Source organism: Arthrobacter sp. zg-Y844, assembly GCF_024385465.1.
GTDB lineage: Bacteria > Actinomycetota > Actinomycetes > Actinomycetales > Micrococcaceae > Arthrobacter_B.
In genome coordinates this window covers 1-26260 of sequence record NZ_JANFLS010000002.1, presented here as the reverse complement: position 1 = coordinate 26260, position 26260 = coordinate 1, and the positions used below count along the sequence as shown (strand labels likewise).

Below are 26260 nucleotides of genomic sequence, written 5' to 3'. Positions count from 1 at the left end.
TCAGTTACCTCCGGAGGCAGCGGTCAGAATCGCCAGCAGCGGGATGACCCGGGCCGGTGGGATTTGGTAGCGGGACCGGGCGTGCGGTGCGAGCCATCCCGAGGCGGTCAGCTGGTGAACGTGGTGGTAAATCTGTCCGGAGGTTCCGGAACCCAGTTCCTCCACCAGTTCTGCCACGGTCTCGGTTCCGCCGAGCACGGCGTGGAGCACGGCCAGACGGATGGGATGGCCGAGGGAGGCAAGGGTTTCGGCGAACTGCGTCCAGTCGACGTCGAGCAGGTGCCCGGTCTCCAACCCGTACTGGTACTCGTAGTGGGCACCGGCGGCGGTAGTGGCGGTGCCGGTGAACAGCACGGCTCCCGGCTCGGGATGGCGCTTCCGCACCCCTTCGAGGGCCCAGAACACGTCTGCCCCGTCCGAGGCCGACGTCCCGTCCGCGGCCGACGTAGGCTCCGCGGCTTCCGCGCGTTGCTCCAGGGCTGCCACGCGCGCTTCCAGCGCCTCCAGCCGGGCGTCATCTCCTGCAGTCATGAATAGAGAATTACGTAATTACGGAAGGATTGCAAGAGTTTCGTAATTTTTCTGTTCCTGACGCTGGTGGCGGGACCGGCCCTGGATGCCCGTCCGGAGCGCGCCCGGTGTGACGCCGGCTGCTGGGCGACGGATACCACCCGGATTTGTTACCGTGCGCAAAGGTGCCGTGAACGGGCGCACTCCAACGCCCGAGATGAGGACAGCCGTGAAAATCTACAATCCGCAGGTCATCTTGTTCGTCGCCGACGTCGCGCGGGCGGCGCGCTTCTACGCGGCCCTCGGCTTCACTGAAGAGTTCCGCGCAACGGGAGCAGGGACAGCACCCGTCAAAATCGAAATGTCATTGGAAGGCTTCGAACTCGGGCTCGCTCTGCCTGGACCGGCGGCCGAAGCCCACGGGCTCACCCCGGTCACGGCCGGGCACCGCGCGTGCCTCACGCTCTGGACGGATGACGCCGCAGCCGCCTACACAGCTGCGCTCGACGCCGGAGCGAAAGACCTTCAAGGACCGCACCCGTTCCTGGACGGAAAACTGCGGGTTGCATTCGTCGAGGACTTCGACGGACATCCGATCCAGTTCGTGGAACGGAAAACTACCAGCGGCCGTTCCGGGGCCGCGGCTGGCACACGGGACAGCTGTACGACGACCGGTTCATAAATGAATCCCGCCGGATCAGGGTGTGCAACCCCAGTTCCTCGCAGCGCGGGCAGGGCAGTCCTTCGCGGCCATAGGCGTTGAGGGACCGGGAGAAGTACCCCGAGGCACCGTTCACATTGACGTACAGCGAGTCGAAGCTGGTGCCGCCTGCAGCCAGGGCGCGGGTCATCACGTCCCGGGCGGCCTCGACCAGCCGCAGCGCGTCAGCCCGGCGCATGGTGTCCGTGGGGCGGGCAAAGTGCATCCGTGCCGCCCACAGGGACTCGTCGGCATAAATGTTTCCGACCCCGGAAATCAGTCCCTGGTCCAGCAGTGCGCGTTTGATCCCGGTCTTCCTGCCCCGCAGCCGACGGTAGAACCCGTCAAAGGAAAACGCCGGATCGAGGGGGTCCCGCGCAATGTGCGCGGCTTCCTGCGCCACGAGCGGAAGTCCGGTTTCGGACAGGCCGCCGGGAGCGCCGTCGGGAGTCGGCACCAGATCGGTGAGGAACACACCGCCGAAGATCCGCTGGTCCACAAAACGCAGCTCGTCCGGCATCGCAGCACCGGAGGCATCAACGGCGGGACTGAGCGTGAACCGGACCTTCAGGTGCTTCTCGTCCGGAAGCGCCGAGTCCTCCATCAGCAGCTGCCCGCTCATGCCGAGGTGGGCCATCAGCGCAAAGGGGGGCACGACGTCGTCGTCCGCACCGTTCGGTGAAGGAGCCGACTCGAGCAGCGGCAGCCAAAGGAACTTGCCGCGGCGCACGACGTCGGCCACCACCGCGCCTTCAAGGTTGGCGACGAGGTCGGCCGGGCCGGGCGCATGGCGCCGCACGGACCGGGGATCCACGACTTCGACGCCGGTGATGGTACGGCCGCGGACCCATGACGCCAGTCCGCGGCGGACCACCTCGACTTCGGGAAGCTCAGGCATTGCCGGGAGTGCCTAGGAACCGGCAGCCGTGGAATCGGCTTCCTTGGCGTTGATCATCTTCCAGGAGGCAGCGGCGGCTTCCTGCTCGGCTTCCTTCTTGGAGTGGCCGACACCGGTGCCGTAGGCCTTGTCACCGATATGCAGGACAGCAACGAAGCTGCGGGAATGGTCGGGACCGGATCCGGAGACCCGGTATTCGATGTCGCCCATTTTCCGGCCGGCAGCGATTTCCTGGATGCTCGTTTTCCAGTCCGTGCCGGCGCCGAGTGCCTCGGCATTGGACAGCAGCGGCCCGACAAGGCGCATCACCATCTGCCGCGCGGTTTCGATTCCGTGATCCAGGTACACGGCACCGATGATTGCCTCGGTGGTGTCCGCAAGGATGGAGGATTTGTCGCGCCCGTTGGTCAGCTTTTCACCCTGGCCCAGCAGGATGTACTCCCCCAGCCCCAGGCCGCGGGCAATGCCGGCGAGGGCACGGGTACTCACGACGGCGGAGCGGCGCTTGGCCAGCTCGCCTTCGGAAAGATCAGGATTATCCCGGTAGAGCGCATCGGTTACCGAGAACCCCAGAATGGAGTCACCCAGGAATTCCAGGCGCTCGTTCGTGGGGATGCCGCCCTGCTCGTAAGCGTAGGAACGGTGCGTGAGTGCAAGACGAAGCGTCCCGGCGTCGATATCGACACCGAGACGCTTCATAAGCTCTTCAGTATTCTTCACTTTTTGGATACAACCCGAAAAGCAGTATTCACGTGCCCGTCCGCAACAACACTAATGATGCGCAAAACCGGGCCGAACACTGGTCTTAGACGTCCGCGACCTTGCGGCCCTTGTATTCAAGGAACAGCGCGGTACCGGCGGAGTCGGTTACGACCTTGGCCTGGTGCGGCAGGCTATAGGTGACGCGGCCGTTCTCCACGGTCTTCACCAGGTTGGGCGCGGTCGCCTTCCACTGGGACCGGCGTGCACGTGTATTCGCGCGGGACATTTTCCGCTTCGGAACAGCCACGGCTAACTCTCTTCTCTCTCGTCTGACTCTGTACTTGGTGCCGCAGTATCTTCTGCGGCCGTGCCGGTCAGCCCGGCGAGGGCTGCCCAGCGAGGATCCACTGCTTCATGGTGGTGACCCGGATCCTCCTCAAGGCGCGCTCCGCATTCGGAGCAAAGGCCTTCGCAGTCTTCCCGGCACACCGGCTGGAACGGCATGGTAAGAACCACTGCGTCCCGCAATACCGGCTCAAGATCGATGACATCTCGCTCGATCCGGTGTTGCTCTTCTTCATCTTCTTCTTCGAAGGACTCAGCGTCCTCGTAGTAGAAGAGTTCCTGCACATCGACTTCTTGGTCGTACGCGAGTGGCTTCAGGCAGCGGCCGCATTCGCCCTTTACGGGGGCGATTACTACGCCGGATACCAGAATCCCTTCGTGCACGGCCTCCAACCTCAGATCGAGCTCGAGGCCGGATCCTTCCGGAACGCCGATAAGCGCAACACCGAAGTCTTTCGGTGCCGGTACATGTTCATGCAAGGTCCGCATCGTTCCCGGGCTGCGCCCGAGGTCCCTGACGTTGATAGCCAGGGGAGTTTCCGGATTGGACCGCGAAAATTCGCTAATGAGAACTCCTGTAGAACATAGACCGACATATCATCTTAGCCTGACTTGCCGGAATCTCTCAAACTGCGGCTGCACCGCAGCCAAGGAACACGTGCGGGCACGTGCTCCATTACCCAGTTTACCCGCCGCGCAGCATCCGGCTAATCGGCGTCCCCGGTACTTCCCCTCCGGTGCGTCCGGGGACGGATCCGACCCCGACTAGCTTGCCGTCAGGCGCTTGAACACCGTTGGGGGAACATAGCCGGCGACGTCGCCGCCCAGGGCCGCCACTTCCTTGATCAGGGACGAGGACAGGTGGGTGTAGCTGCTTTCCGCGGCCAGGAAGACGGTTTCGACGCCGGTGAGCTGCCTGTTCATGACGGCCATGGGCAGTTCGTACTGGTAGTCCTGGACGGACCGCAGCCCCTTCACGATCGCGGAGGCTCCGTGTTCCCGGCAGAAGTCGGCCAGGAGCCCGTCCCCCATGGGGACCACGGAGACTCCGCTCAGAGCCTCAAAGGTTTCCGCTGCGAGTTCCAGGCGTTCCTCGGCACTGAAGCGGTACTTCTTCGCATAGTTGGTGGACACCGCCACGATGACTTCGTCGAAGAGGGTCGCCGCACGGGCAATCACCTCCACGTGGCCGTTGTGGATGGGATCAAAGGAACCGGGGCATACAGCGCGTCGCATAGGTCGAATCTACCGGGTGCGGGCGGGTAATACTTGAGGAATGAGTATCAGCACAGCCGCGTCCCTGCTCCGCGCCCGGTCCGGCACCGGCCCGGCCGCCGCCCAGCCCTGGCAGCGGACCGCCGCGGGGGCCAACCTGCTCGCGGCCGACGGCAACCTCGGGGTGACCATTTTCGAGGAGATCACCGCCCTTGCCGGACAGCACGGAGCCATCAACCTCGGCCAGGGCTTTCCCGATGAGGACGGCCCGGCCGTAATGCTCGACGCCGCACGGGAGGCCATTGCCTCCGGCGCCAACCAGTACGCCCCGGGGCAGGGCCTGCCCGTCCTGCGCACCGCCGTCGCAGCGCACCAGGAGCGGTTCTACGGGCTGCACGTGGACCCGGACACCGAGGTGATCGTCAGCACCGGCGCCACGGAAGCCATTGCGTCGTCCCTGCTGGCCCTGACGGGTCCCGGCGACGAGGTGCTGACCTTCGAACCGTTCTACGATTCCTACGGCGCGGTCATTGGGCTCAGCGGCGCCACGCACACCACCGTCGCCCTCGAGGCACCGCATTTCCTCCCCGCCGACGGCGCCCTCGAAGCGGCGTTCACCGACCGCACCCGGGTGGTGCTGGTCAATAACCCGCACAACCCCACGGGCGCTGTCCTTCCCCGCGAGGTCCTGCAGCGGATCGTGGACCTGGCAGCGAAGCACGACGCCGTGATCGTCACCGACGAGGTGTACGAACACCTGACCTTCGGGCCGGTGCACATTCCCGTAGCCACGCTGCCCGGTGCCGCGGAACGGACCCTGACCATTTCCTCGGCGGGCAAAACGTTTTCCGTGACCGGCTGGAAAATCGGCTGGCTTACGGGCCCGGCGCCGCTGGTGGCAGCAGTCCGCACCGTCAAAACCTTCCTGAGCTACACCTCCGGCACCCCCTTCCAGTCCGCGGTCGCCGTCGGCCTGGGACTGGAGGATTCCTACTTCACCGGAGCCGCCGCGGCGCTGCAGGCGAAGCGGGACCTGCTCGGTTCCGGGCTGCGGGCGGCCGGGATGGAAGTCCTGCCGTCCGCCGGAACGTACTTCGTTACCGCCGACACGTCGCCCCTGGGGATTACCGACGCCACGGAACTGGCCCGGCGGCTGCCGGAAATGATCGGTGTGGCGGCCATTCCGGTGGCCGTGTTCTGCCATGCGGAAGGAGCGCAGCGCACCCGGTCCCTGCTGAGGTTCGCGTTCTGCAAGAAAACGGACGTCCTGGACCAGGCCTCCGAGCGCCTCGCCCGGCTGGGTGGGCTGCTGTGAACGCGTCCCGGCTGCTGCGGGGCATCGGCGCCCACGCCACCATCACCGAAGACGGCTTCACCCCCGGTGCCTTCATCCTGAGCATCGGCGGCGCGGAGCAGTCCCACGTGGACCTGGCCCGCCCGCAGGAAATCTTCTACGAGTACCTGCGCCGGATAGGCAACGTCCTGGACCTGGCCGCACCGGACGAGGAGCCGCTGCGTGCACTGCATCTGGGTGCCGGAGCGCTGACCCTCACCCGTTACCTCCAGGCCACCCGCCCCGGGTCCGAGCAGGCGGCGGTGGAGCTGGAACGCGAACTGCTGGACTTCGTGCTGGCGCACCTTCCGCTGCCGGAGGGCACCCGGCTGGAGACCGTCATCGGGGACGCACGGGAATCACTGGACCGCTTTGCCGGCCGGCATTTCGATGCCATTGTCCTGGACATCTTCGCCGGACCCGATGCACCCGCGCACCTGGCGACGTCGGACTTCTACGCCGAGCTGCTTGCGTTGCTCTCCCCCGCCGGGGTGCTGCTGGTCAACGTCGGGGACGATCCGCCGCTGGCCTTCGCCCGCCGGCAGGTCCGCGAGATGCAGGCCGCACTGGGCACGGACGGCACGGAAACGGACTCTGAGCGTACGGATTGCGGCGTGGCGGCGCTGGCGCAGCGGGACATGTTCACGGGGCGCTACCCCGGCAATATCGTGCTCGCGGCAACCCGGTTCCCCTGGCCCGCCGAGTGGACGCAGCAGCTCCTGGCGGCCGGTCCGCACCCGGCAGCGGTGCTGACGGGCGAGAACCTGGACCGCTTCGCGGGTTAGGCCTGCGCGGCCTCGGCGTCATCGGACTCTGCGTCATCGTCGGCGGGTTCGGCGAACCACAGAGTGGTTTCACCGTATTTACGCTCGCTGAAACGCTCCAGGCCCTCGGGCCAGACCGGCTCGGGGGAACGCGTGGAGCGCTCGAGCACCACAACCGCTCCGACTGCGAGGTGCCCGGCCAGCGGGGTAAGGACCGTAGCCAGCTCCGCTTCGGTGAACGCGTAAGGCGGATCGATGAACACCACGTCCCAGCGCACGTCCGCCGGGACCCGCAGCAGGAAGGTTTCGGCCTTGGCCCGGTGCACGTTGACGCAGGTCCGGCCCAGGATCTTGTTGACCAGTTCCGCGTTCTGCCGGCAGGTGGCCGCGGGCTTGTCGGCCAGTTCCACCAGGTCGACGGCGGCCGCGCCGCGGCTTGCGCTCTCCACCCCCAGGGCACCGGACCCGGCGAACAGATCCAGCACGCGGGCTTCCTGCAGGATGCCGTAGGACTCGAGGCGGGAAAAGAGGGCTTCCTTCACCCGGTCCGTGGTGGGACGCGTTCCGTCACCCGGAACGCTGTACAAGGAGGATCCGCCGGCAGCCCCGGCAATAATGCGGCTCATGCCTTCACTTTATCCGCTGCCGGAAGCCGAGAGGACGGATGGCGGGCGTTAGCCGCGCTCCAGGAACGCCTCGGCTTCGGGGTTCAGGTAGGCCTCGATGGCTTCATCCAGGGCCGGGTAGTCGCGCAGGTCCGGATCCTCGGCCACCAGGGCCACGGCGTCGGCACGTGCCTTTTCAATGAGCTTTTCGTCCTGGACGGCGCGCAGCAGTTTCAGGGTGGAGCGGCCGCCGGACTGGCTGGCGCCGAGGATGTCGCCTTCGCGGCGCAGTTCCAGGTCCTTGCGGGACAGTTCGAAACCGTCGGTGGTGGCCGCCACGGCCTCCAGCCGCTCACGGCTCGGATGTCCCGGTTCCAGCTGCGTCACGAGCAGGCAGGTGCCGGGCAGCCCGCCGCGGCCCACCCGGCCGCGCAGCTGGTGCAGCTGGGAGATGCCGAACCGGTCCGCGTCCATGATCACCATCAGCGAGGCATTGGGCACGTCCACCCCCACTTCGATGACGGTGGTGGAGACCAGCACGTCAATGTCGCCGCGGTTGAAGGCAGCCATGGTCTCGTGCTTGTCGTTCGGGTCCAGCCGTCCGTGCAGCGGCGCAATGACCTTCCCTGCGAGCGCCGGCACGGTGGTGAGGTATTCGGTTAACTCGGTGACGGAGGTCAGCTCCTGCCGCTGGGCACGCTCCCGTCCGGCAGCTGCTTCCTTCTCGTCGAACAGGTCCAGCTCCGTACCGGGTTCCTCTTCTTTCGCTCCGATTTTGGGGCAGACCACGTACACCTGACGGCCGGCGTCGATCTCTTCCCGGGCGCGGGCCCAGATCCGCTGCTCCCACTGCGGCTTTTCGGCCAGCGGCGAGACGTAGGTGGAGATGGGGGCCCGCCCGGCCGGCAGCTCGGTGAGGGTGGAGACCTCGAGGTCACCGAAGACAGTCATCGCCACGGTACGGGGAATCGGGGTGGCCGTCATGACCAGCAGGTGCGGGGTGCTGTGCCCCTTGGTGCGCAGGACATCGCGCTGCTCGACGCCGAACCGGTGCTGTTCATCCACCACCACCAGGCCGAGGTCGGCAAAGGAGACGTTCTCGGACAGCAGTGCGTGCGTGCCGATGATGATTCCGGCGGCGCCGCCGGCAGCATCCAGCATGGCCGCCCGCCGCCCGGCGGTGCTCATCGACCCGGTGAGCAGCGCCACGCGGGTGCCGTCCGGATCGCCGTCGAGCTGGCCGCCGCGGCCCAGCGGTCCCAGCATGGCGCTGATGGATTCGTAGTGCTGCGATGCCAGAACTTCGGTGGGTGCCAGCAGCGCGGCCTGTCCCCCGGCGTCGATCACCTGCAGCATGGCGCGCAGGGCCACCAGGGTCTTGCCCGAGCCCACTTCGCCCTGCAGGAGGCGGTTCATGGGATGGTCCCCGCCCAGTTCGGCGGAAAGGTCGCGCCCGATTTCGGCCTGGCCGCGAGTCAGGGTGAAGGGAAGGGACGCGTCAAAGCGGTCCAGGAGGCCGCCGGGCACTGCCGGACGCGCGGTGGCTTCCTCTTCGGCGGTCAGGGCACGACGCCGGGCCAGTGCGGTCTGCAGGACCAGGGCTTCCTGGTACCGGAACCGGTGCCTGGCGGCGTAGGCCTCCTCCATGGTGGCCGGCCGGTGGATCCGCTGGTAGGCCTCCGTGATGTCGGGTAAGTGTTCCCGACGGCGGATCGGCTCCGGGATCGGATCACGCAGCCGGGCTGCCTGAAGCACGTCCAGCAGCATCGACACGGACTTTTCAATGGTGGGACTGGCTAGTTTGGCGGAGGCCGGGTAGACGGGGATAGGCCGTTTGGCCTCCTCTTCATCCACGGCGTCATCATCCAGCAGCGCGTAACTGGGATTGGTCAGCTGCAGCTGGCCGCGGTAGGCACCGACCTTGCCGGAGAACATGGCCCGGGTGCCGACGGTGAGCTCCTTGTGGGCGTTGAACCCGTTGAAGAACGTCAGGTGCAGCTGGCCGAGGCTGCCGTCGGTGTCGTCGGTGACCACCACTTCAACGATCGATCCCTTGCGGGCCCGCATCTGCCGGCGGTTGTTGCTTTGCACCCGGGCTATCAGGGTGACGTCTTCGTCGAACGGTATTTCGGCGATGGGTGTGAGTTCGCCCCGCTCGAGGTACCGGCGCGGGAAATGGTGGAGCAGATCGCCGACGGTCTTCAGGCCGAGCTGCTTCTCCATGGCGTTGGCCGTGGTCTTGCCGATGCGGCGGTCCAGCGGAAAGTCGAGTTCTCCGGGGAGCCTAGAGTCCATGTGCCTCGGGGACTTCTTTGGTTTCGTGTCCGTCTGCGGACAGCTCGGTGATGGTCAGGTTCTCGGGATCGCCCAGGGTGCGCAGCAGGTCGATGGCGGCACCGGCGTCGGGCGTGTGGACGTGGATCCGCCAGCGGTAGCCGTCTCCCACCGGGCTGACGGCGCTCATGATGACGGAGTCCCCCAGCTCGTCCAGCTGGAGCCGCAGCGTGGCTGCATCCAACGGGCTGAGGGTGATGGTGCACATGACCTCCACGCCTTCCATGCGGGGCATGTGGGCGTGGATGTGCGGGTCCTGGACGTCGTAGCCGTGCAGTCCGTCCAGCAGTTCTTCCTGCAGTTCCTCGCCCAGGGCTGCGGCTCGCAGGGCGTCCAGTACCAGCAGGAAACCGACGCCGCCGGCGTCCACCACATGGGCAGCGGCAAGCGCATCCAGCTGGCTTTCGGTGTGGATGACGGCGGTCAGGGCGGCGTCCATCACGGCGCGCAGCGTGACCGCGAGTCCCACGTTGCTGTCATCTCCGGTGACTGCTGCTTCGCTGTCGGAGGCGGCGTGGGCTGCCGCCTCGAGGACGGAGAGCATGGTGCCGGGCACCGGGTCGCTAAGCACCGACCAGGAGCGCAGCTGCGCGCGCTGCAGGGCGGATGCGAGCAACGGCGCGGAGAGCCGGGTTGCGCCGGCCAGGGGTTCCGCCATGGAGGTGAGGAAGACTGAAAACAGGGTTCCGGAGTTGCCGCGGGCTTCTTCCATCGCTGCACGGCCGGCTATTCCCAGCAGCTCGCCGATGTCGGCGGTGTCCTCTTCCGCAATAGCCCTCGAGGCGGAGCGGAGCGTCAGGTAGAGGTTGGTGCCGGTATCGCCGTCGGCCACGGGAAAGATATTGATGGCATTGAGGCGGTCGCTGTGGTTACCCAAGGAGACCTCTGCGTTGCTCAACCATCGCTTCAGCGCTTGCGCGTTGGCGGTGATTTTAGTCTGCAAGGTAATCCCGTTTCCTGCTTGTAGAGCTGTCTCTGGTCCTGCTGGTGCCGCTCATCGGGGCCCGTCCCATCCGGTCTTCGTCGTCATTGCCGCTAACCGTCTATGTCATTAGGAAGCCTACCGCAGGGCACTGACAGTGGCCGATAACGATTTGCCGCCGGTTGGGCCGGTCAACTCTGCGGAACGGCGGACCGGAGGTAGCCGGCGAGGTCGTCAGCGTCCAGTGCAGCACCGATTTCGGCGATGGCTGCCTCGTCCGGCACCACAATCGACTGTCCGTCGGAGGACGTGCCTACCCCGGCGTTCGGCAGGGTGAACATATGGACATCCCCGGACCGGACGTTGCGGAGGCTGACCGCCAACGCCCCTGCCGCCGCTGCGTCCAGGTCTTCATCAACGCTCAGGTACGGTGAAATTTCGCCCACGATGTTGCTGACCTTTACCGGGTCGGTCAGGGTTTCCGTGTTGAGGACACCGGAGATCACACCGCTCAGGAAAGCCTGCTGGTTCTTGACCCGCTGGTAGTCCCCGTCGGCAAAGGCGTACCGCTCGCGGACGTACTTGAGCGCGGACTCACCCTCAACGGTGATCGGCCCGGCGGCAAAGTACTCGCCGTGGCCGCCCTCGGACTGGAAGGCGATGTCGTTGTTGAGGGTAACCCCGCCCAGGGCGTCCGTCAGACCCTGGAAACCTTCAAAATCGATAATCGCCACGTGGTCGATGGGGACGTCGAACAGGGTCTGAACGGTGTCAACCGTCAGGGACACTCCGCCGAGAGCCATGGCAGCGTTGATCTTGTGTTCCCCGTGCCCGGGGATCTCCACCCAGGTGTCCCGCATGATCGACATAACGTAAACGCCGCTTCGATCCCCGGGGATATGGACCAGCATCATCGTGTCCGACCGTGCGTCGCCGGAAGCGGGATCGCGGGTATCGCTTCCCATCAGCAGGATGTTCTGTGAGTCTCCTGCGGCAGCGCCCTTCTCCGGACGTGTCTCTGGAAGCGCATTGGCAATGGTGTCCGTGGAACTGTCGAAGGTCCGCGCCAGATGCCACAGGTAGCCACCGGCCGCCAGCGCGGCAACCAACACGAGGGCAACAAAAACCAGCAGCACATTTCGCACACGGTGTGACTTCCTGCGCGTGGTGTCTGCGGGAACGTCAGTTTCAGGGGAAAAGGGGTACTCGCTCAAGTGTTTTTCCTCAGGTCGGGGGCGGTATGAGTCTATACATTCCGATTCCGGTCCGGGGCACCGCGGCGGATACGCTGGAATCATGAAGTTCTATGCGTTACCAGCAGTCCTCATTCTCGCTGCAGTGGCGGCCACCGGCTGCAGTCCGGTAGCCAGCATCGAATCGGCCCCGGACGCTGCCAATCCGGACTGCGCCGCCGTCATGGTGGCTTTGCCGGACGAGATGGCCGGTTACGCCCTGCGGGACACCGACAGCCAGTCGACGGCCGCGTGGGGCAACCCGTCCCGGGCGATCCTGAAGTGCGGTGTCCCCGTGCCGGGCCCGACCACCGATCCGTGCGCCTCAGTGAACGGCGTCGACTGGATCCTGCGTGAGGGCGAAGACACCTGGACCGCCACCACCTACGGCCGGGAACCGGCGGTGGAAGTGATCTTCAATCCGAACGAGGTCGCCTCGTCTACCCTCCTGGTCCAGCTGCAGAACGCAGTGTCCAAAATCGAGCCCACCAGCCAGTGCCTGAGCCCCGCGGACACGCTGGACCTGGAAGCCGGGCAGGGCTAGCGCAGCCCCGTCTTCCGGGCCAGCGCCAGGGAAATCAGTTCATCGATCAGCTCGGTGTACGGCAACCCGGACTTGGCCCACATCTGCGGATACATGCTGATGGGTGTGAAGCCGGGCATGGTGTTGATCTCGTTGATGATCAGTTCGCCGTCCGGCGTGTAGAAGAAGTCCACCCGGGACAGGCCTTCACCGCCCACTGCGTCGAAGGCGGTCCCGGCAAGCCTGCGGACCCGGGCGGTGATATCCGCCGGAAGGTCGGCCGGGCAGCTCAGGTCTGCCGCCGCCCCGTCCACGTACTTGGCTTCGAAGTCGTACCACTCGTGGCCGCCGTCGCGCACGGCAACCTCGCCGGGCTGGCTGGTGCGCGGATCCTCGGTGCCGCGTCCCTGCAGGACGGCCACTTCGATTTCCCGGCCGACGATCCCGGCTTCCACGACCACCTTCGGGTCGTGGAGGCGTGCCGCTTCGATGGCTTCCGGCAGTTCCGCTGCGTCCGTGACGCGGGTGATGCCCATGGAGGAACCGGCGCGGGCCGGCTTGACGAACAGCGGGAATTCCAGGGCACCGGCACGGTCGAGGCAGGACTGCGGGTCGCGCAGCCACTGCCGGTCGGTGATGACCTCATAGGGGCCTACCATCAGGCCTGCGGATTCGAAGACCACCTTCATGTAGTGCTTGTCCATGCCGACGGCAGACGCCAGGACACCTGCTCCCACATACCTCATGTCAGCCATTTCCAGCATGCCCTGGAGGGTTCCGTCCTCGCCGAAGGGGCCGTGCAGCAGCGGCATCACCACGTCGATGGTGCCGAGGCTGCGGGGCAGGCTGCCGGCGGCGTGTGCCACCAGTTCCCGGCTGCCGTTCTGCGAGGAGAGCACCACGGATTCCTCCGACGCCGGAACCTCGGGCAGGGTCGCGGCGCGCAGGGACCACTCGGCCGGGTCAGCCGACACCAGGCTCCACTGGCCGTTCTTCGCGATGCCGATGGGAACGACGTCGTACTTGGACGTATCAATGGCCTGCAGCACGCCGGCCGCGGTCACGCAGCTGACGGCGTGTTCGCTGGAGCGTCCGCCGAACAGGACGGCAACCCGGGGGCGCTCAGTTCCGGGACGGTCAGCTACGGTACCGGCGGGCAGGGGTTCAACAGTCACGGGGCGGACACACCTTCGGATTTCAGTTCTCGGGCCAGCAACCGCGGGCCCAGTTCGTCAACAGTAATTACGCCCTGCAGTACGGCGACAACGTTTTCGGTGATGGGCATGTAGACGCCAAGCTGGGTGGCGCGGTCCAGCACGGCCTGCGCGGACTTGATGCCCTCGGCGGTCTGGGTCATGGACGCGTTGACCTCGGCAAGGCTCAGGCCCTGGGCCAGCAGCGTACCTGCCGTGTGGTTACGCGACAGCGGCGAGGAACAGGTGGCAATCAGGTCGCCCATGCCGGCCAGGCCGGCCATGGTTTCCGCATTGCCGCCCAGCGCCAGGGCCAGGCGGGTGGTTTCGGCAAGTCCGCGGGTCATCACGGAGGCCTTGGTGTTGTCCCCCATGCCCTTGCCGTCGCAGATCCCCACCGCCAGGGCAATAACGTTCTTGACGATGCCGCCGATCTCGGTGCCCACCACGTCCTCGTTGGTGTAGGGGCGGAAATACGGCGCCGTGCAGGCCTCGGCGATCCAAGCGGCGGTATCCAGGTCGGTGCAGGCCACTACGGACGCGGTGGGCTCCTGCCGGGCAATTTCCATGGCAAGGTTCGGACCTGAAACCACGGCGATACGCTCGGCGGGCAGTCCCAGTTCCTCGGCGATCACCTGGCTCATCCGGGCGTCGGTGCCCCGCTCCAGGCCCTTCATCAGCGACACAACGACGGCGTCGGCGGGAATCCGGCCGGCAACGTCCCGGAGCTGTGCGCGCAGGGACTGTGCAGGGACGGCGAGGACCACCATGTCGGCTCCGGCGAGCACCTCGCCGAGGTCCGTGAAGGCGCGCAGGTTCGCGGGCAGGACGGTGTCCTTGAGGTACTGGGTGTTGCGGTGCCTGCCGTTGATGTCTGCGGCCACCTCGGGGCGGCGGGCCCAGAGCCGGACGTCGGTGCCGCGCCCGGCTCCCGAGTCGGCGGCAATCTTGGCAAAGGCGGTACCCCAGCTGCCGGCGCCCAGTACGGCGACGACGGCGGGGTGTTCACTGCGGGGGGTCACTGTCCGGCCTCCGGTTGGATTGGTTTGGTTGATGTGGCGGATGCGCCGGCTCCGTTTTCGAAGGAACGTCCCACCTGCCGCTGGCCCCGGGCCACGGGGTTCCACCGCTCGGTGGGCGGCTGGGTGCCGCGGAGCTTGGAGACCATGTCCGTAAGGTCGGACATGATCCGTTCCGTGGCTGCGTCCAGCACTGCCTTGCTGATCGGCAGTCCGGAGAATTCGGACAGGTCCACGGGCTTGCCGACCACCAGCCGCACCCGCTTGCGCGGGAACAGCTTGGGGAACTTCGCGTAGCGCGGGAAGGCTTCCTGCGCACCCCAGTGGGCGATCGGGATGACGGGCACCCCGGTCTGCAGGGCCAGCCGCGCAGCCCCGGTCCGGCCTTTCATCGGCCAGAGGTCGGGGTCGCGGGTGAGGGTGCCTTCGGGGTAGATGACCAGCGTGCGCCCTGCCGCCAGGGCTTCACGGGCGGCCTCCAGCGAACCGGCGGCCCCGGTGGTGATCCGCTCCACCGGGACCTGGTTCGTGGCGGACAGCGCCGGTCCCAGCACGGGCACCTTAAAGAGGGATGCCTTCGCGAGGAAGTGCGGCGGGCGTCCCTGGTTGTACAGGAAGTGCCCCACGACCACCGGATCGATTTCAGTCACGTGGTTCGGGCAGACAATGAAGCCCGGGTCCTTCGGCAGGTTCTCTGCCCCCTGCCACTGCTTTTTCAGGAAGATATTGAATACCGGCCGGAGAGATCCGGCGAGCAGAGCAAAAACAACCCGTGACTTATTCGATTCCGTCATTCCGTCAGGCTACCGGAGTCCGGCAGATACGCCGGAAGCGACGTCAAAGTCCGCGCCGAGGCCCTCGAGCTTGCCCTGGAAGTGCTCGTACCCGCGGTTGATCAGCTCGATGCCGGTCACCCGCGAGGTTCCCTCGGCCGCCAGCGCCGCAATGAGGTGGCTGAAGCCGCCGCGCAGGTCCGGGATGTCGATCTCTGCACCGCGCAGCTGCACGGATCCGGCAATAACCGCCGAGTGCAGGAAGTTGCGCTGGCCGAAACGGCACGGAACGCTGCCCAGGCACTCACGGTGCACCTGGATGTTGGCACCCATGCGGATCAGCGCATCCGTGAACCCGAAACGGTTCTCGTACACGGTTTCGTGCACGATGGACACACCCTCGGCCTGCGTCAGGGCGACAACCAGGGGCTGCTGCCAGTCGGTCATAAAGCCGGGGTGTACATCCGTTTCCAGCACCAGCGGGTTCAGTGCGCCGCCCGGGTGGTAGAACCGGATGCCGCCGTCGTCGACGTCGAACGCGCCGCCGATCTTGCGGTAGGTATTCAGGAAGGCGGTGAGGTCCTTCTGCTCCGCGCCCTCAACGTAGATGTCACCCTTGGTGACGAGTGCGGCGGAGGCCCAGGAAGCAGCCTCGTTGCGGTCCGGAAGCGCCCGGTGGTTGTACCCGGTGAGTTCGGAAACGCCCTCGATGCGGATCACTCGGTCCGTCTGCACGGAGATGATGGCGCCCATCTTCTGCAGGATGGCGATCAGGTCCATGATTTCCGGTTCCACGGCCGCGCCGCGAAGCTCGGTGATGCCTACGGCCTTGACCGCCGTCAGGAGCACCTGTTCGGTGGCTCCGACGCTCGGGTACGGCAGTTCGAGCTTTGCGCCGCTGAGGCCCTTGGGCGCGGAAATGGAAATGCCGCCGGGGCGCTTTTCCACTACGGCACCGAAGTTGCGCAGCATCTGCAGGTGGTAGTCGATGGGCCGGTCGCCGATTTTGCAGCCGCCGAGGTCAGGAATGAAGGCTTCGCCCAGGCTGTGCATGAGGGGCCCGCAGAGCAGGATCGGGATGCGGGAATCGCCGGCGTGGGCGTCGATGTCCTTGGACGCCGCCGTCTTGGCGTTCTTCGGATCCATGGTGAGATCACCCGTGACAGGGTCCTTGGTGACCTCGACGCCGTGCAGCTGCAGCAGCGACGTAACTACCTCGACGTCCTTGATTTCAGGAACGTTGCGCAGGGTGGACGGGCCGGTGCCAAGCAGGGCCGCAACCATCGCCTTGGGGACCAGATTTTTCGCCCCGCGGACCGGTACCTTCCCTGAGAGAGGAACACCGCCTCGGATGGTGAGGACGCTACCCATGAACACCTGATTTCTTAAAATAGATTGGCCCCGGAAGCAATAAGAGACTGCACTCAAGCATATGAGCAAGGCTCTGCTTACTGAAATAACGCCGCCCTCCGGCAGGCCGGAACCGGTGTGATTCCGGTCATGCCCGCAGTGGAAAGCGGATAGGCCCCGCCGAAGCGGGGCCTATCAATGATATCGGGGCGCTGGGAGAGGCAGAAAAACCGCCGGAGTGCAAACCGGAAGCCTGCTGATCATTGCAGTGCCGGCCTGCCCCTGCCTGGACTGTGCTAGTGCAGGGCAGGGAGCGTGGTGGGCTTGTACGCGGGGCGCTCGGCCTCGAACGATGTGATGTCCGACTCATGGCGCAGGGTCAGGGCAATGTCGTCCAATCCCTCCAGCAGGCGCCAGCGAGTGTACTCGTCAATCTCGAATGGAGCCGTGACGCTGCCGCAGACCGCGGTCCGGGCCTGCAGATCAACGGTGACCGTTGTTCCCGGCGAGTTTTCCAGGACCTTCCAGATCAGCTCGATGTCATCCTGCGCAAGCTGGGCCGCGACCAGGCCCTGTTTGCCGGCGTTCCCGCGGAAAATGTCAGCGAAGCGGGAGGAGAGCACGGCGCGGAAGCCGTAGTCGTTCAGGGCCCAGACGGCATGTTCACGGGAGGATCCGGTACCGAAGTCCGGCCCGGCCACCAGCACGGAGCCCTGGCGGTAGGGTTCCCGGTTCAGGATGAAGTCCTCGTTCTTCCGCCAGCCGGCGAAGAGCGCATCCTCGAATCCGGTGCGGGTGATCCGCTTGAGGTAGACGGCCGGAATGATCTGGTCGGTGTCCACGTCGCTTTGGCGCAGCGGGACGCCGATTCCGGTGTGGGTGGTGATCTTGTCCATGACGGTTCTCCTAGGCTGCGGTGCCGACGACGGCGCCCGGCAGCGGGTCAAGGTCCGAGGGTGAGCTGAGGGTTCCCCGGACGGCAGTGGCTGCTGCCACCACCGGGGAGACCAGGTGGGTCCGTCCACCCTTGCCCTGCCGGCCCTCGAAGTTTCGGTTGGAGGTGGAGGCGCAGCGCTCCCCCGGCTCGAGCTGGTCGGGATTCATGCCCAGGCACATGGAACAGCCGGCGAACCGCCATTCGGCGCCGAAGTCCTTGAACACCCGGTCCAGTCCTTCGGCTTCGGCCTCCAGCCGCACCCGCGCGGAGCCGGGCACCACCATCATCCGGACTGCCGGGTCCTTCTGCCGGCCGCGGATAATATCCGCGGCTATCCGCAGGTCCTCGATGCGGCTGTTGGTACAGGAGCCCAGGAAGACGGTGTCCACGCGGATGTCCTTCATGGGAGTGCCGGCGGCCAGGTCCATGTAGGCCAGCGCACGTTCGGCGGCGGCGCGCGCGTTTTCATCGCTGAAATCTTCGGGCGCGGGAACTGCTTCGGAGAGCGAAACTCCCTGCCCGGGGTTGGTTCCCCAGGTGACGAACGGTTCCAGGGTGTCGGCGTCCAGGAAAACCTCGGCGTCGAACTCGGCGTCGGCGTCCGTGGCAAGGGATTTCCAGTGCTCGACGGCGGCGTCCCAGTCCCGGCCCTGTGGTGCGTGCGGGCGGTGCTTGAGGTAGGCGAAGGTCGTTTCGTCCGGGGCGACCATCCCTGCACGGGCGCCGGCCTCGATGGACATGTTGCAGATGGTCATCCGCGCCTCCATCGACAGTGCGCGAATGGCGGAGCCGCGGTATTCCAGCACGTAGCCCTGCCCGCCGCCGGTGCCGATCTTGGCGATCACCGCCAGGATGATGTCCTTGGACGTCACACCGGGCCGCAGGGTTCCCTCGACGTTGATCGCCATGGTCCGAAACGGCTTGAGGGACAGTGTCTGGGTGGCCATGACGTGTTCGACCTCGGAGGTGCCGATACCCATGGCCAGCGCGCCGAACGCGCCGTGTGTCGAGGTGTGGGAGTCTCCGCAGACCACAGTGAGTCCGGGCTGGGTCAGGCCAAGCTGAGGGCCCACCACATGGACGATGCCCTGCTCGGCATCCCCCAGCGGATGCAGCCGCACGCCGAACTCGGCGCAGTTGGCCCGCAGCGTTTCGATCTGGGTGCGGCTCACCGGGTCTGCAATGGGCTTGTCGATGGCCAGGGTGGGAGTGTTGTGGTCCTCGGTGGCAATGGTCAGGTCCGGGCGGCGCAGTCCGCGGCCTGACAGCCGCAGGCCCTCGAAGGCCTGCGGGGAGGTGACCTCGTGGACGAGGTGGAGATCGATGTAGAGCAGGTCGGGGGCACCGTCCTCCCCCTTGCGGACCACGTGCTCGTCCCAGACTTTCTGCGCAAGCGTCCTGCCTGCCACATGCTCACCCATACCGGTACCCCTCATTTGGTTCAATCCCTAGTCCCTCAAGAGAACCAGCAGGCAGAGCCGGCGGTCCAGCTTTCCGATTTGCATCTCAGATAGTGAGACGGCAGTATCAGCTTATGGACACAGTCAGCGGGGTAGGCGTTATCGACAAAGCGGCCATGGTGCTTGATGCACTGGAAGCCGGCCCCACCACGCTGGCGCAGCTGGTTTCCGCGACGGGACTGGCCCGTCCCACTGTGCACCGGCTGGCGCTGGCACTGGTGCACCACCGCCTGGTCGGCCGCGATATCCAGGGCCGCTTTGTCCTGGGCGGACGCCTGGTGGAACTGGCCTCCGCGGCCGGTGAAGACCGTTTGATAGCCTCCGCCGGGCCGGTGCTGCTGTCGCTGCGTGACGCGACGGGCGAAAGCTCCCAGGTCTTCCGGCGGCAGGGCGAGTGGCGGGTCTGCGTCGCCTCCGCCGAGCGGCCCATCGGCCTGCGGGACACCATCCCGGTGGGCACCCAGCTGTCCATGAAAGCCGGTTCCGCCGCCCAGTGCCTGCTGGCCTGGGAGGACCATGACCGTCTGCTCGAGGGCCTGCAGAATGCCCGCTTCACCCCTACCGTCCTCGCCGGTGTCCGACGCCGCGGCTGGGCCCAGAGCCTGGGCGAACGTGAACCCGGCGTTGCCTCCGTTTCCGCTCCGGTGCGCGGGCCGTCCGGACGGGTGATTGCCGCCGTGTCCATTTCAGGGCCGATAGAACGCCTCACCCGCCAGCCGGGCCGCGTTCACGCCGAAGTGGTGGCCAAGGCCGGAGCCCAGCTTACCGAGGCACTGCGCAACAGCGGCGAGTAACCCTATATTGGGAACCTAGAACCGTTGGGGATCGAAACCCAAGGGAGTTCCCATGAAGCGGATGCGGGTGCTGTGGCACATTGTCCGGATCTCCGGCGCCGACTACATTTTCTTCGGCTTCCTGATTGTCCTTGGGGTCGCCGGCTTCCTGCTGCCGCGGCTCGAACCGCAATTCTCCGATTTCGGCGACGGCCTCTGGTACCTGTTCGTTTCCTTCACAACCGTCGGCTTCGGCGATTATGTGGCTACCGGACCGGCCGGCCGGATTATCACGGTGGTCGTGACCCTGTACGGGATCCTCGTGGTGGCCCTCATGACCGGCATCATCGTCGGTTTCTACACCGAACTCCTCAAGGCCCGGGCCACCAACGCACTGGATGACTTCGTCAAGGAGCTGGAGCACCTGCCGGACCTGTCCCGGGAGCAGCTGCTGGAGCTGGCCGAACGGATCCGCAACCGGCGCATCATGCCGGACCCCTGAGCTAGCCGGCGAAGTGGTCCCAGCCGACGGCCGGCGGCACCTCTCCGCCGAAGGTAACTCCCTCGCCGTCCGTTACCTCTCCAATACGGACAAACCCTTCCGGCAGGACCGCGTCCGGCGGGAAGGTGGCCAGCAGCCCGTGATCCTCTCCCCCGCCGAGCACCCAGGCCAGCGGATCCGCACCGAGGCGCGCAGCTGCCGGTGCCAGCACCTCCGCCCGGGAGGCGAGATAGCCGGCATCGAGGTCAATGGCCACGCCCGAGGCACGGGCGATGCGTCCGGCGTCGCGCACCAGGCCGTCGGAGACGTCCAACATGGCCGTAGCGCCCGCAATTGCTGCCTCGGGTCCGGCGCCGGTCCGCGGCGGACGCGGCCTGCACTGCGCCATGGCCAGCACGGCAAGCAAGTGGTCCTTGGAATTCCCGGGGTCTGCCATGTCAACGTTGCTCTCGAGTACGGCCAGCCCGCCGGCCGCGAGTCCCAGCGATCCAATGTGGGCCAGAACGTCTCCCGGCCGGGCCCCGGAACGCAGAACCGGGTCCCGCCCCTCCAAATCACCTGTCACAGCTGCCGTGACGACAATCTGGCTGCCCCGGCCAAGGTCGCCGCCCACCACGGAGCACCGCTCGAATGCCAGGGATTCAATGCCGGCGGCAAGCCCTGCAGCGAGTTCCTCCACCCATGCGACTTCCGTACTGCCCGGGAGGGTGAGACTGACCACCAGCGAGGTGGGCACCGCGCCCATGGCACGGATATCGGAGACATTCTGGGCCACGCATTTCCAGCCGACGTCGGCCCCAGAGGTACGGTAACCGGAGGGCCAAAGCAGGCGGAAATCTGCGTCCTGGACGAGGGTGTCGATGGAGATCACCGTTCGCCCGTCCGGGGCAGCGATGACGGCGGCGTCGTCACCCGGCCCCAGCAGCGCAGTATCCGGTCCGAGCCTAGGGAAGATCCGGGCCAGGAGTGACTTTTCATCGAGCTGGTCCACGGTCAGGGCTTCGGACGGCACGGGCTGTTCCTCTGGTTATGGTTTTGCGGCTGCCTTTTCGAAATTAGCACGGCGGCAATCCTGCGCCGCGGGCCAATATTATCGGGGCAAAACAAAACCGGCCCCGGACATATTGTCCGGAGCCGGTAATCTGTGACCCCAGCGGGATTCGAACCCGCGTTACCGCCGTGAGAGGGCAGCGTACTAGGCCGCTATACGATGGGGCCGTGTACAGTGCTCCAAGTCTTTCAACCCGGGCACTTCCTTGCCGGTTTCGGAGAACCGGCCTGTAGAGTATTTCATACTCTTTCAGAGGAGACCAATCGGGGCTAAACCACCAATTGACTACCGCTGGGATACCAGGACTCGAACCTAGAATGTCGGTACCAGAAACCGATGTGTTGCCAATTACACCATATCCCAATGCACTTTTCCGGCTGCTTCTCGAGGAGTTATCCCCGGCCGCAGCCCCTCAGCACGAGATATAACTATACACGGCTTCCGGACCAAGTACAAAACGGGCCCGGTGCCCGCTTCAGACCAGCTCCAGCAGCTCCCCGAGGGACCCGATGGTGTGCACTTCCGAAGGCGCTGCTGCTCCGTCGTCGCGCACCGGAGAAGGATTGCCCGTGCGGTCGAGCCAAACGCCCAGCAGGCCGGCGCCTGCCGCTCCCACGGCGTCCACCTGCAGGTTGTCCCCGACGTAGGCGGTCCGTTCCAGCCTGCTGCCGAGCAGGCGTACTCCTTCATGGAAGATGGCCGGTTCCGGTTTGGCGGCACCGACGGTGTCGATGCCGACCAGGACCTTGATGCGCTGCAGCCCGGCGGCGTCCAGCTTGGCCCGCTGGTAGTCGTGCACGTTGTTGCTGACTGCCCCGTACGCGATGCCGCGGGCTTCCAGGGCATCGAGCAGCGGAGCGACGTCGTCAAAGGCGCGGAAGTACTGCGGCAGGGCTTGTTCATAGGCCTGGTTCCATGCCCGTGCCGCGTCACTGTCCAGGGGTGCCAGCCCCGCCTGTTCGCGGGCATGCTGCAGGCGCAGCACCCGCTGGTCGGCAAAGCCCAGCCGTCCGGCCAGGTAGGCGTCATAGTGCCCCTGGGGGTCGGCGGCGAACAGGGAGGTGTAGGCCTCCCAGTCCGCCGCTGTGAAGTGGGTCAGGTCATCGGCGCTGACCGCCTGCAGGGTAGTGCCCATGGCCGCCTGCAGATCGATGAGGGTCTCGTCGATGTCGAACAGCACCGCATCGATGAACCTGCCCATTTCGGTGTTCCCTAGGCTGCGGCGCGGAACGCGCGGATCCGTGCAAGCGAGGATTCCCGGCCAAGGATGACCATGGACTCGAACAGGGGCGGTGAGATCCGGCGTCCCGAGACGGCAGTGCGCACCGGCCCGAAGGCCAGGCGGGGCTTGATGCCCATGTCTTCCACCAGTGCCTGGCGCAGCGCTGCCTGGATGTTCTCCGCGGTCCAGTCGGACACGGACTCGAGGGCCGCCAGGGCGGCGTCGAGGACCTCGCCCAGGTTCGCCGGCAGGCCCTTGCGGGCGTCTTCGGCAACGTCGACGGCGTCGTCGGCCTTGAAGAGGAAGCCGAGCATGTCCGGGGCCTCGCCCAGCAGGGTGATGCGTTCCTGTACCAGCGGGGCGGCTTCGGTCAGGATTTCCTCTTCACGCGGTGTGAGAGTCTCCCCTACCAAGCCGGCCTGCTGCAGGTAGGGAACCAGCCGGTTGCGGAAGTCTTCGGCTTCGAGCATGCGTACGTGGGTGCCGTTGATGGCCTCGGCCTTCTTCAGGTCGAAGCGGGCGGGGTTGGCCAGCACGTTGTGGATGTCGAAGTTCTCCACCAGCTGGTCGACCGTGAAAATGTCTTCATCTGCGGACAGGGACCAGCCCAGCAGGGACAGGTAGTTCAGCAGGCCTTCGGGGATGAAGCCGCGTTCCCGGTGCAGGAAGAGGCTGGACTCCGGATCGCGCTTGGAGAGCTTCTTGTTGCCGGCACCCATGACGTACGGGAGGTGCCCGAACAAGGGCATGTACTTGGCCACGCCGACGTCGATCAGCGCGCGGTAGAGCGCGACCTGGCGGGGGGTGGAGGACAGCAGGTCCTCGCCGCGGAGGATGTGGGTGATGCCCATGAGCGCGTCGTCCACCGGGTTGACCAGCGTGTACAGCGGTGCGCCGTTGGCCCGGACCACTACGAAGTCGGGAACGGTTCCGGCCTTGAAGGTGATCTCGCCGCGGACCAGGTCCGTGAAGGTGATGTCTTCATCCGGCATCCGCACGCGCAGCACGGGTGAACGGCCTTCAGCCCGGAAGGCTTCGATCTGCTCCGGGGTCAGGTCGCGGTCATAGTTGTCATAGCCAAGCTTGATGTCGCGTCCGGCGGCGCGGTGGCGTGCTTCGATTTCCTCCGGGGTGGAGTAGGACTCGTAAACGTAGCCGGCCTCGCGCAGCTTCGCGATGACGTCCTGGTAGATCTCGCCGCGCTGGGACTGCCGGTACGGTTCGTGCGGGCCGCCCACTTCCACGCCTTCATCCCACGTGATGCCCAGCCACTTCAGCGCGTCGAGGAGCTGGAGGTAGCTTTCCTCGCTGTCACGCGCAGTGTCGGTATCTTCGATGCGGAACACCATGGTGCCCTTGGTGTGCTTGGCATAGGCCCAGTTGAAAAGGGCGGTCCGGATGAGGCCGACGTGCGGGGTGCCCGTGGGAGACGGGCAGAAGCGCACGCGTACGGGCGTGTCATCGGTAACGGTGGGCAGGTCAGCTAAGGGAGTGGGAGCGTTAGTCATGATACTTCCCAGTTTAGACTCTTCTGTCCGGTAGCCGCCTTATTGTGCGTAGGACAGCAGCCAGAGGAAGACTCCCCCACCGGCTGCCGCTCCGGCGGCGGCCGCGAGGAGATGGCCTGCCGGGCGTCCCTGCTGCAGCCGGGCGGCGAGGAAAAGCGCCAGGCCGCCGGCGATGACGACACCTGACACTGTCCCCGGCAGTCCCGGGAACAGCAGGGCCGCCGTCGAACCGAGGATCACAATGCCCGCCCCCAGGGTGAGGTCCAGCCAGGACCAGGACGTGAACGCGTTGGCGACCAGCAGCACGAGGACTGCGGCCAGCAGGGCGAAGGCCGCCGCAGAAAGCGGCAGCGGGCCGTCCAGCCAGAGGATGAGCCGCTGGAACATAAACGCCAGTGCCGCCGCGCCAAGCACGGTGGGCGGCAGGGACGACGGCGGCAGGCTGCGGAGGTCGTTGTGCCGCTGCAGGTAGCTGACCAGGACGGCCGGGAAAACGCCCATCAGCAACGCTGCACCTGCACCCCACGGCAGGGCGGCACCGGGTGGAAAGCCGAGAAACGGAGCGGCCAGGAGGATGAAGGACCAGATCAGCGCAGGCACGGCTGTGTTCCGGCCGGACTCCCGGTCCGCTCCGCGGGGCATCAGCTGCGGACGGTGTTGACCAGCCGGCCGATGCCTTCGATATCGACCTCGAAGCGTTCGCCGTCGCTGATGATGCCGACGCCGGCGGGGGTGCCCGTGAGGATGACGTCGCCCGGCAGCAGTGTGAAGGCCTGCGAGACGTAGGAAACCAGTTCCTTGACCCCCCAGATCATCGAGTTGGTGTTGCCGTCCTGGACCAGTTCGCCGTTGAGGTAGCCGCGGACCGCCGTGTTCTCGGGATCCAGTTCGGTTTCGATCCACGGGCCCAGCGGGCAGGAGGTGTCAAAGCCCTTGGCGCGGGCCCACTGGTCGTCGGTGCGCTGGGCATCGCGGGCGGTGAGGTCGTTGGCGCAGGTGTAGCCGAAGATGACTTCATCCACGCGTTCAATCGGGACATCCTTGCAGATGCGCCCGATGACGACGGCGAGTTCGGCTTCGTAGGAAACCTCGTCCGAGAAGGAGGGCAGCACCACGGGATCGTTGGGGCCGATCACCGAGGTGTTCGGCTTGAGGAACATCAACGGCGCCGGCGGCACGTCATTGCCCATTTCGCTGGCGTGGTCCGCGTAGTTACGGCCGATGCCGACCACTTTGCTTCGCGGGATGATCGGGGCCAGCAGGCGCACGTCTTCCAGCTTGTGCCGCTCCCCCGTCAGCTGGACGCCCGAAAAGAACGGGTCACCCTTAATGACGGCGATTTCTTCGCTGCCTTCTTCTCCGCCGACCACGCCGAAGGCGGGGTCGCTGTCCTGTACAAATCGAGCAATACGCATGGGTATAAGCCTAGTGGAGAAACGGACCAAGCCGGCAGGCGGTACTCACAGGGCCAGGAAGACTCCGAAACCGGCAGGAAGGACAACAAAAACGACCAGGAACACAACGACGGCGGTGCGTCCGGCGCGGTTGCCGACATTCACCGTCAAGCCAGTGCCGGACCCGCTGCGCTTGGGTACCAGGACGTGGGGGTCATTCGGATCGTTGTAGAGGATACCGCCCACCCATCGTTTCTCCTCTTCCTGTTCCTCTGCTGTCGGGCGGACACCGTCCCGCTCAGCCGTCCGCCTCGCCCAGCGCGCGCCAGCCGCATAGCAAAGGACCAGGCAGCCAAGAATCAGCGCAACCATCACGAGGGCCGGCCCGGCGGGGACATGGTCCGGGGTTCGCCAGCCGGCAACAGTGAGCGTACCGATCAGCACCGCTATCAGGAACGAAGTCCAGCCCAAGGCCGCAACTGTGCCGCGGATCGTCCCCTCCCGGCGGTACAGCTCCCAGTCCGATGAATCCTTCTCCGGGGGGACCATGGCAGGCACGACGGCGGCAATCAAGGCCAGGAGGACGCTGAGGCCGCCGCCCATCATCAAGGGGAAGAAAACGGTGCCGAAAGACTTGGCTTCCCACTCGTCCGGGCTGCCGCCGGCGCCCCAATGGGTCGGAATTGTCTCCGGCAGGGAATCGTAAATCGTGGTTCCGTAGGCAAAACAAGACAGCGAAACAAGCAATGCCGCGAAATGGATCAGCCAGAAGATACCGCGCCCGCTGGTGATTTTTGTCTCGACCTTGGAATCCATGTATTCAATCTATCCGGATTGGCGGGTTAAAGAGGAAGAGCCCGTACCAGCACTGGTACGGGCTCAACCTGTATTCAAATATTGTCCGGCGGTGACCTACTCTCCCACATCCTCCCGGATGCAGTACCATCGGCGCTGTGGGTCTTAGCTTCCGGGTTCGGAATGGGACCGGGCGTTTC

At 65.9% G+C, this 26260-nt stretch carries 28 protein-coding genes, 2 tRNA genes and 1 rRNA gene; 6 read left to right on the top strand and 25 right to left on the bottom strand.

Going from position 1 to position 26260, the window contains the following annotated elements:
* Nucleotides 1-531 (bottom strand): ArsR family transcriptional regulator, encoded by a 531-nt coding sequence (locus NNX35_RS06830; protein ID WP_255867344.1) that lies wholly within the window; start codon nucleotides 529-531, stop codon nucleotides 1-3.
* A 208-nt stretch (nucleotides 532-739) separates the two neighbouring features.
* Here NNX35_RS06830 and NNX35_RS06825 point away from each other — a divergent pair, with 208 nt between their 5' ends.
* Nucleotides 740-1192 carry a VOC family protein gene (locus NNX35_RS06825; RefSeq protein WP_255867343.1) on the top strand — a complete coding sequence of 151 codons (453 nt, stop codon included), beginning with the start codon at nucleotides 740-742 and terminating at the stop codon, nucleotides 1190-1192.
* On the opposite strand, the gene mutM is transcribed toward NNX35_RS06825, so the two are convergent.
* From mutM to coaD, 5 genes are all read right to left on the bottom strand, one after another.
* A complete protein-coding gene (mutM, locus tag NNX35_RS06820) occupies nucleotides 1128-2108 on the bottom strand; it encodes a bifunctional DNA-formamidopyrimidine glycosylase/DNA-(apurinic or apyrimidinic site) lyase (RefSeq protein ID WP_255867342.1) in 981 nt (326 codons plus the stop codon). The genes NNX35_RS06825 and mutM overlap by 65 nt on opposite strands.
* A gap of 12 nt (nucleotides 2109-2120) precedes the next feature.
* Entirely contained in the window at nucleotides 2121-2828 is a 708-nt protein-coding gene (gene rnc / locus NNX35_RS06815; RefSeq protein WP_255867341.1) for a ribonuclease III, read from the bottom strand.
* An 85-nt stretch (nucleotides 2829-2913) separates the two neighbouring features.
* Complete coding sequence (rpmF, locus tag NNX35_RS06810; RefSeq protein ID WP_146364453.1) at nucleotides 2914-3117, bottom strand: 50S ribosomal protein L32; 204 nt, start codon at nucleotides 3115-3117, stop codon at nucleotides 2914-2916.
* Between the two features lie 2 nt (nucleotides 3118-3119).
* Nucleotides 3120-3686: a DUF177 domain-containing protein gene (locus NNX35_RS06805; RefSeq protein ID WP_227923697.1), complete on the bottom strand. Its 567-nt coding sequence runs from the start codon at nucleotides 3684-3686 to the stop codon at nucleotides 3120-3122.
* A gap of 234 nt (nucleotides 3687-3920) precedes the next feature.
* On the bottom strand, nucleotides 3921-4391 hold the full coding sequence (gene coaD, locus NNX35_RS06800) for a pantetheine-phosphate adenylyltransferase (protein ID WP_255766553.1): 471 nt from the start codon (nucleotides 4389-4391) through the stop codon (nucleotides 3921-3923).
* A gap of 40 nt (nucleotides 4392-4431) precedes the next feature.
* On the opposite strand from coaD, the gene NNX35_RS06795 reads away from it, so the two are divergent.
* Nucleotides 4432-5685 carry an aminotransferase class I/II-fold pyridoxal phosphate-dependent enzyme gene (locus NNX35_RS06795; RefSeq protein ID WP_255867340.1) on the top strand — a complete coding sequence of 418 codons (1254 nt, stop codon included), beginning with the start codon at nucleotides 4432-4434 and terminating at the stop codon, nucleotides 5683-5685.
* On the top strand, nucleotides 5682-6488 hold the full coding sequence (locus NNX35_RS06790; RefSeq protein ID WP_255867339.1) for a fused MFS/spermidine synthase: 807 nt from the start codon (nucleotides 5682-5684) through the stop codon (nucleotides 6486-6488). The genes NNX35_RS06795 and NNX35_RS06790 overlap by 4 nt, the downstream gene beginning before the upstream one ends.
* On the opposite strand, the gene rsmD is transcribed toward NNX35_RS06790, so the two are convergent.
* The 4 genes from rsmD to NNX35_RS06770 form a co-directional block, all read right to left on the bottom strand.
* Nucleotides 6485-7093, bottom strand: coding sequence for a 16S rRNA (guanine(966)-N(2))-methyltransferase RsmD (gene rsmD / locus NNX35_RS06785; RefSeq protein ID WP_255766556.1), 609 nt, complete (start codon nucleotides 7091-7093; stop codon nucleotides 6485-6487). The two genes, NNX35_RS06790 and rsmD, sit on opposite strands and share 4 nt — an antisense overlap.
* Nucleotides 7094-7141: 48 nt before the next feature.
* Complete coding sequence (locus tag NNX35_RS06780) at nucleotides 7142-9367, bottom strand: ATP-dependent DNA helicase RecG (RefSeq protein WP_255867338.1); 2226 nt, start codon at nucleotides 9365-9367, stop codon at nucleotides 7142-7144.
* Nucleotides 9357-10316 carry a DAK2 domain-containing protein gene (locus tag NNX35_RS06775; protein ID WP_255863297.1) on the bottom strand — a complete coding sequence of 320 codons (960 nt, stop codon included), beginning with the start codon at nucleotides 10314-10316 and terminating at the stop codon, nucleotides 9357-9359. The genes NNX35_RS06780 and NNX35_RS06775 overlap by 11 nt, the downstream gene beginning before the upstream one ends.
* A gap of 203 nt (nucleotides 10317-10519) precedes the next feature.
* Nucleotides 10520-11473, bottom strand: a complete 954-nt coding sequence (locus NNX35_RS06770; protein WP_255867337.1) for an LCP family protein — start codon at nucleotides 11471-11473, stop codon at nucleotides 10520-10522.
* Between the two features lie 151 nt (nucleotides 11474-11624).
* Between NNX35_RS06770 and NNX35_RS06765 the strand changes: the two genes are divergently transcribed.
* Entirely contained in the window at nucleotides 11625-12104 is a 480-nt protein-coding gene (locus tag NNX35_RS06765; protein ID WP_255766559.1) for a DUF3515 domain-containing protein, read from the top strand.
* Here the strand turns inward: NNX35_RS06765 and NNX35_RS06760 are convergent.
* The 6 genes from NNX35_RS06760 to leuC form a co-directional block, all read right to left on the bottom strand.
* Complete coding sequence (locus tag NNX35_RS06760; RefSeq protein WP_255862837.1) at nucleotides 12101-13258, bottom strand: D-alanine--D-alanine ligase family protein; 1158 nt, start codon at nucleotides 13256-13258, stop codon at nucleotides 12101-12103. The two genes, NNX35_RS06765 and NNX35_RS06760, sit on opposite strands and share 4 nt — an antisense overlap.
* Nucleotides 13255-14298, bottom strand: coding sequence for an NAD(P)H-dependent glycerol-3-phosphate dehydrogenase (locus tag NNX35_RS06755; RefSeq protein WP_255862836.1), 1044 nt, complete (start codon nucleotides 14296-14298; stop codon nucleotides 13255-13257). Before NNX35_RS06755 ends, NNX35_RS06760 begins: the two co-directional genes overlap by 4 nt.
* On the bottom strand, nucleotides 14295-15089 hold the full coding sequence (locus tag NNX35_RS06750; RefSeq protein WP_255867336.1) for a 1-acyl-sn-glycerol-3-phosphate acyltransferase: 795 nt from the start codon (nucleotides 15087-15089) through the stop codon (nucleotides 14295-14297). The genes NNX35_RS06755 and NNX35_RS06750 overlap by 4 nt, the downstream gene beginning before the upstream one ends.
* Nucleotides 15090-15098: 9 nt before the next feature.
* On the bottom strand, nucleotides 15099-16439 hold the full coding sequence (gene murA / locus NNX35_RS06745) for a UDP-N-acetylglucosamine 1-carboxyvinyltransferase (RefSeq protein ID WP_255862835.1): 1341 nt from the start codon (nucleotides 16437-16439) through the stop codon (nucleotides 15099-15101).
* A 275-nt stretch (nucleotides 16440-16714) separates the two neighbouring features.
* On the bottom strand, nucleotides 16715-17314 hold the full coding sequence (gene leuD, locus NNX35_RS06740; RefSeq protein WP_255867335.1) for a 3-isopropylmalate dehydratase small subunit: 600 nt from the start codon (nucleotides 17312-17314) through the stop codon (nucleotides 16715-16717).
* Between the two features lie 10 nt (nucleotides 17315-17324).
* Nucleotides 17325-18776: a 3-isopropylmalate dehydratase large subunit gene (gene leuC, locus NNX35_RS06735; RefSeq protein ID WP_255867334.1), complete on the bottom strand. Its 1452-nt coding sequence runs from the start codon at nucleotides 18774-18776 to the stop codon at nucleotides 17325-17327.
* A gap of 113 nt (nucleotides 18777-18889) precedes the next feature.
* Here leuC and NNX35_RS06730 point away from each other — a divergent pair, with 113 nt between their 5' ends.
* Nucleotides 18890-19609 (top strand): IclR family transcriptional regulator, encoded by a 720-nt coding sequence (locus tag NNX35_RS06730; RefSeq protein WP_227923577.1) that lies wholly within the window; start codon nucleotides 18890-18892, stop codon nucleotides 19607-19609.
* A gap of 52 nt (nucleotides 19610-19661) precedes the next feature.
* Nucleotides 19662-20090 carry a potassium channel family protein gene (locus tag NNX35_RS06725; protein ID WP_255862832.1) on the top strand — a complete coding sequence of 143 codons (429 nt, stop codon included), beginning with the start codon at nucleotides 19662-19664 and terminating at the stop codon, nucleotides 20088-20090.
* Nucleotide 20091: 1 nt separating this feature from the next.
* Here the strand turns inward: NNX35_RS06725 and thiL are convergent, their stop codons facing one another.
* The 9 genes from thiL to rrf all read right to left on the bottom strand — a co-directional run.
* On the bottom strand, nucleotides 20092-21102 hold the full coding sequence (gene thiL / locus NNX35_RS06720; RefSeq protein ID WP_255867333.1) for a thiamine-phosphate kinase: 1011 nt from the start codon (nucleotides 21100-21102) through the stop codon (nucleotides 20092-20094).
* Nucleotides 21103-21235: 133 nt separating this feature from the next.
* Nucleotides 21236-21308, bottom strand: a tRNA-Glu gene (locus NNX35_RS06715).
* A 124-nt stretch (nucleotides 21309-21432) separates the two neighbouring features.
* Nucleotides 21433-21504 (bottom strand) — tRNA-Gln (locus tag NNX35_RS06710).
* Between the two features lie 112 nt (nucleotides 21505-21616).
* Nucleotides 21617-22342: an HAD family hydrolase gene (locus NNX35_RS06705; RefSeq protein WP_255867332.1), complete on the bottom strand. Its 726-nt coding sequence runs from the start codon at nucleotides 22340-22342 to the stop codon at nucleotides 21617-21619.
* Nucleotides 22343-22353: 11 nt separating this feature from the next.
* The gene (gene gltX / locus NNX35_RS06700; protein WP_255867331.1) at nucleotides 22354-23871 is read right to left on the bottom strand and encodes a glutamate--tRNA ligase; all 1518 of its coding nucleotides are present in this window, start codon (nucleotides 23869-23871) and stop codon (nucleotides 22354-22356) included.
* 39 nt (nucleotides 23872-23910) lie between these two features.
* A complete protein-coding gene (locus tag NNX35_RS06695) occupies nucleotides 23911-24471 on the bottom strand; it encodes a hypothetical protein (RefSeq protein ID WP_255867330.1) in 561 nt (186 codons plus the stop codon).
* Nucleotides 24472-24512: 41 nt separating this feature from the next.
* Complete coding sequence (locus NNX35_RS06690; RefSeq protein ID WP_227923562.1) at nucleotides 24513-25286, bottom strand: fumarylacetoacetate hydrolase family protein; 774 nt, start codon at nucleotides 25284-25286, stop codon at nucleotides 24513-24515.
* A 45-nt stretch (nucleotides 25287-25331) separates the two neighbouring features.
* Entirely contained in the window at nucleotides 25332-26081 is a 750-nt protein-coding gene (locus NNX35_RS06685) for a DUF1648 domain-containing protein (protein ID WP_255867329.1), read from the bottom strand.
* A gap of 83 nt (nucleotides 26082-26164) precedes the next feature.
* Nucleotides 26165-26260: ribosomal RNA gene (gene rrf, locus NNX35_RS06680) — 5S ribosomal RNA — on the bottom strand; the annotation flags it as partial.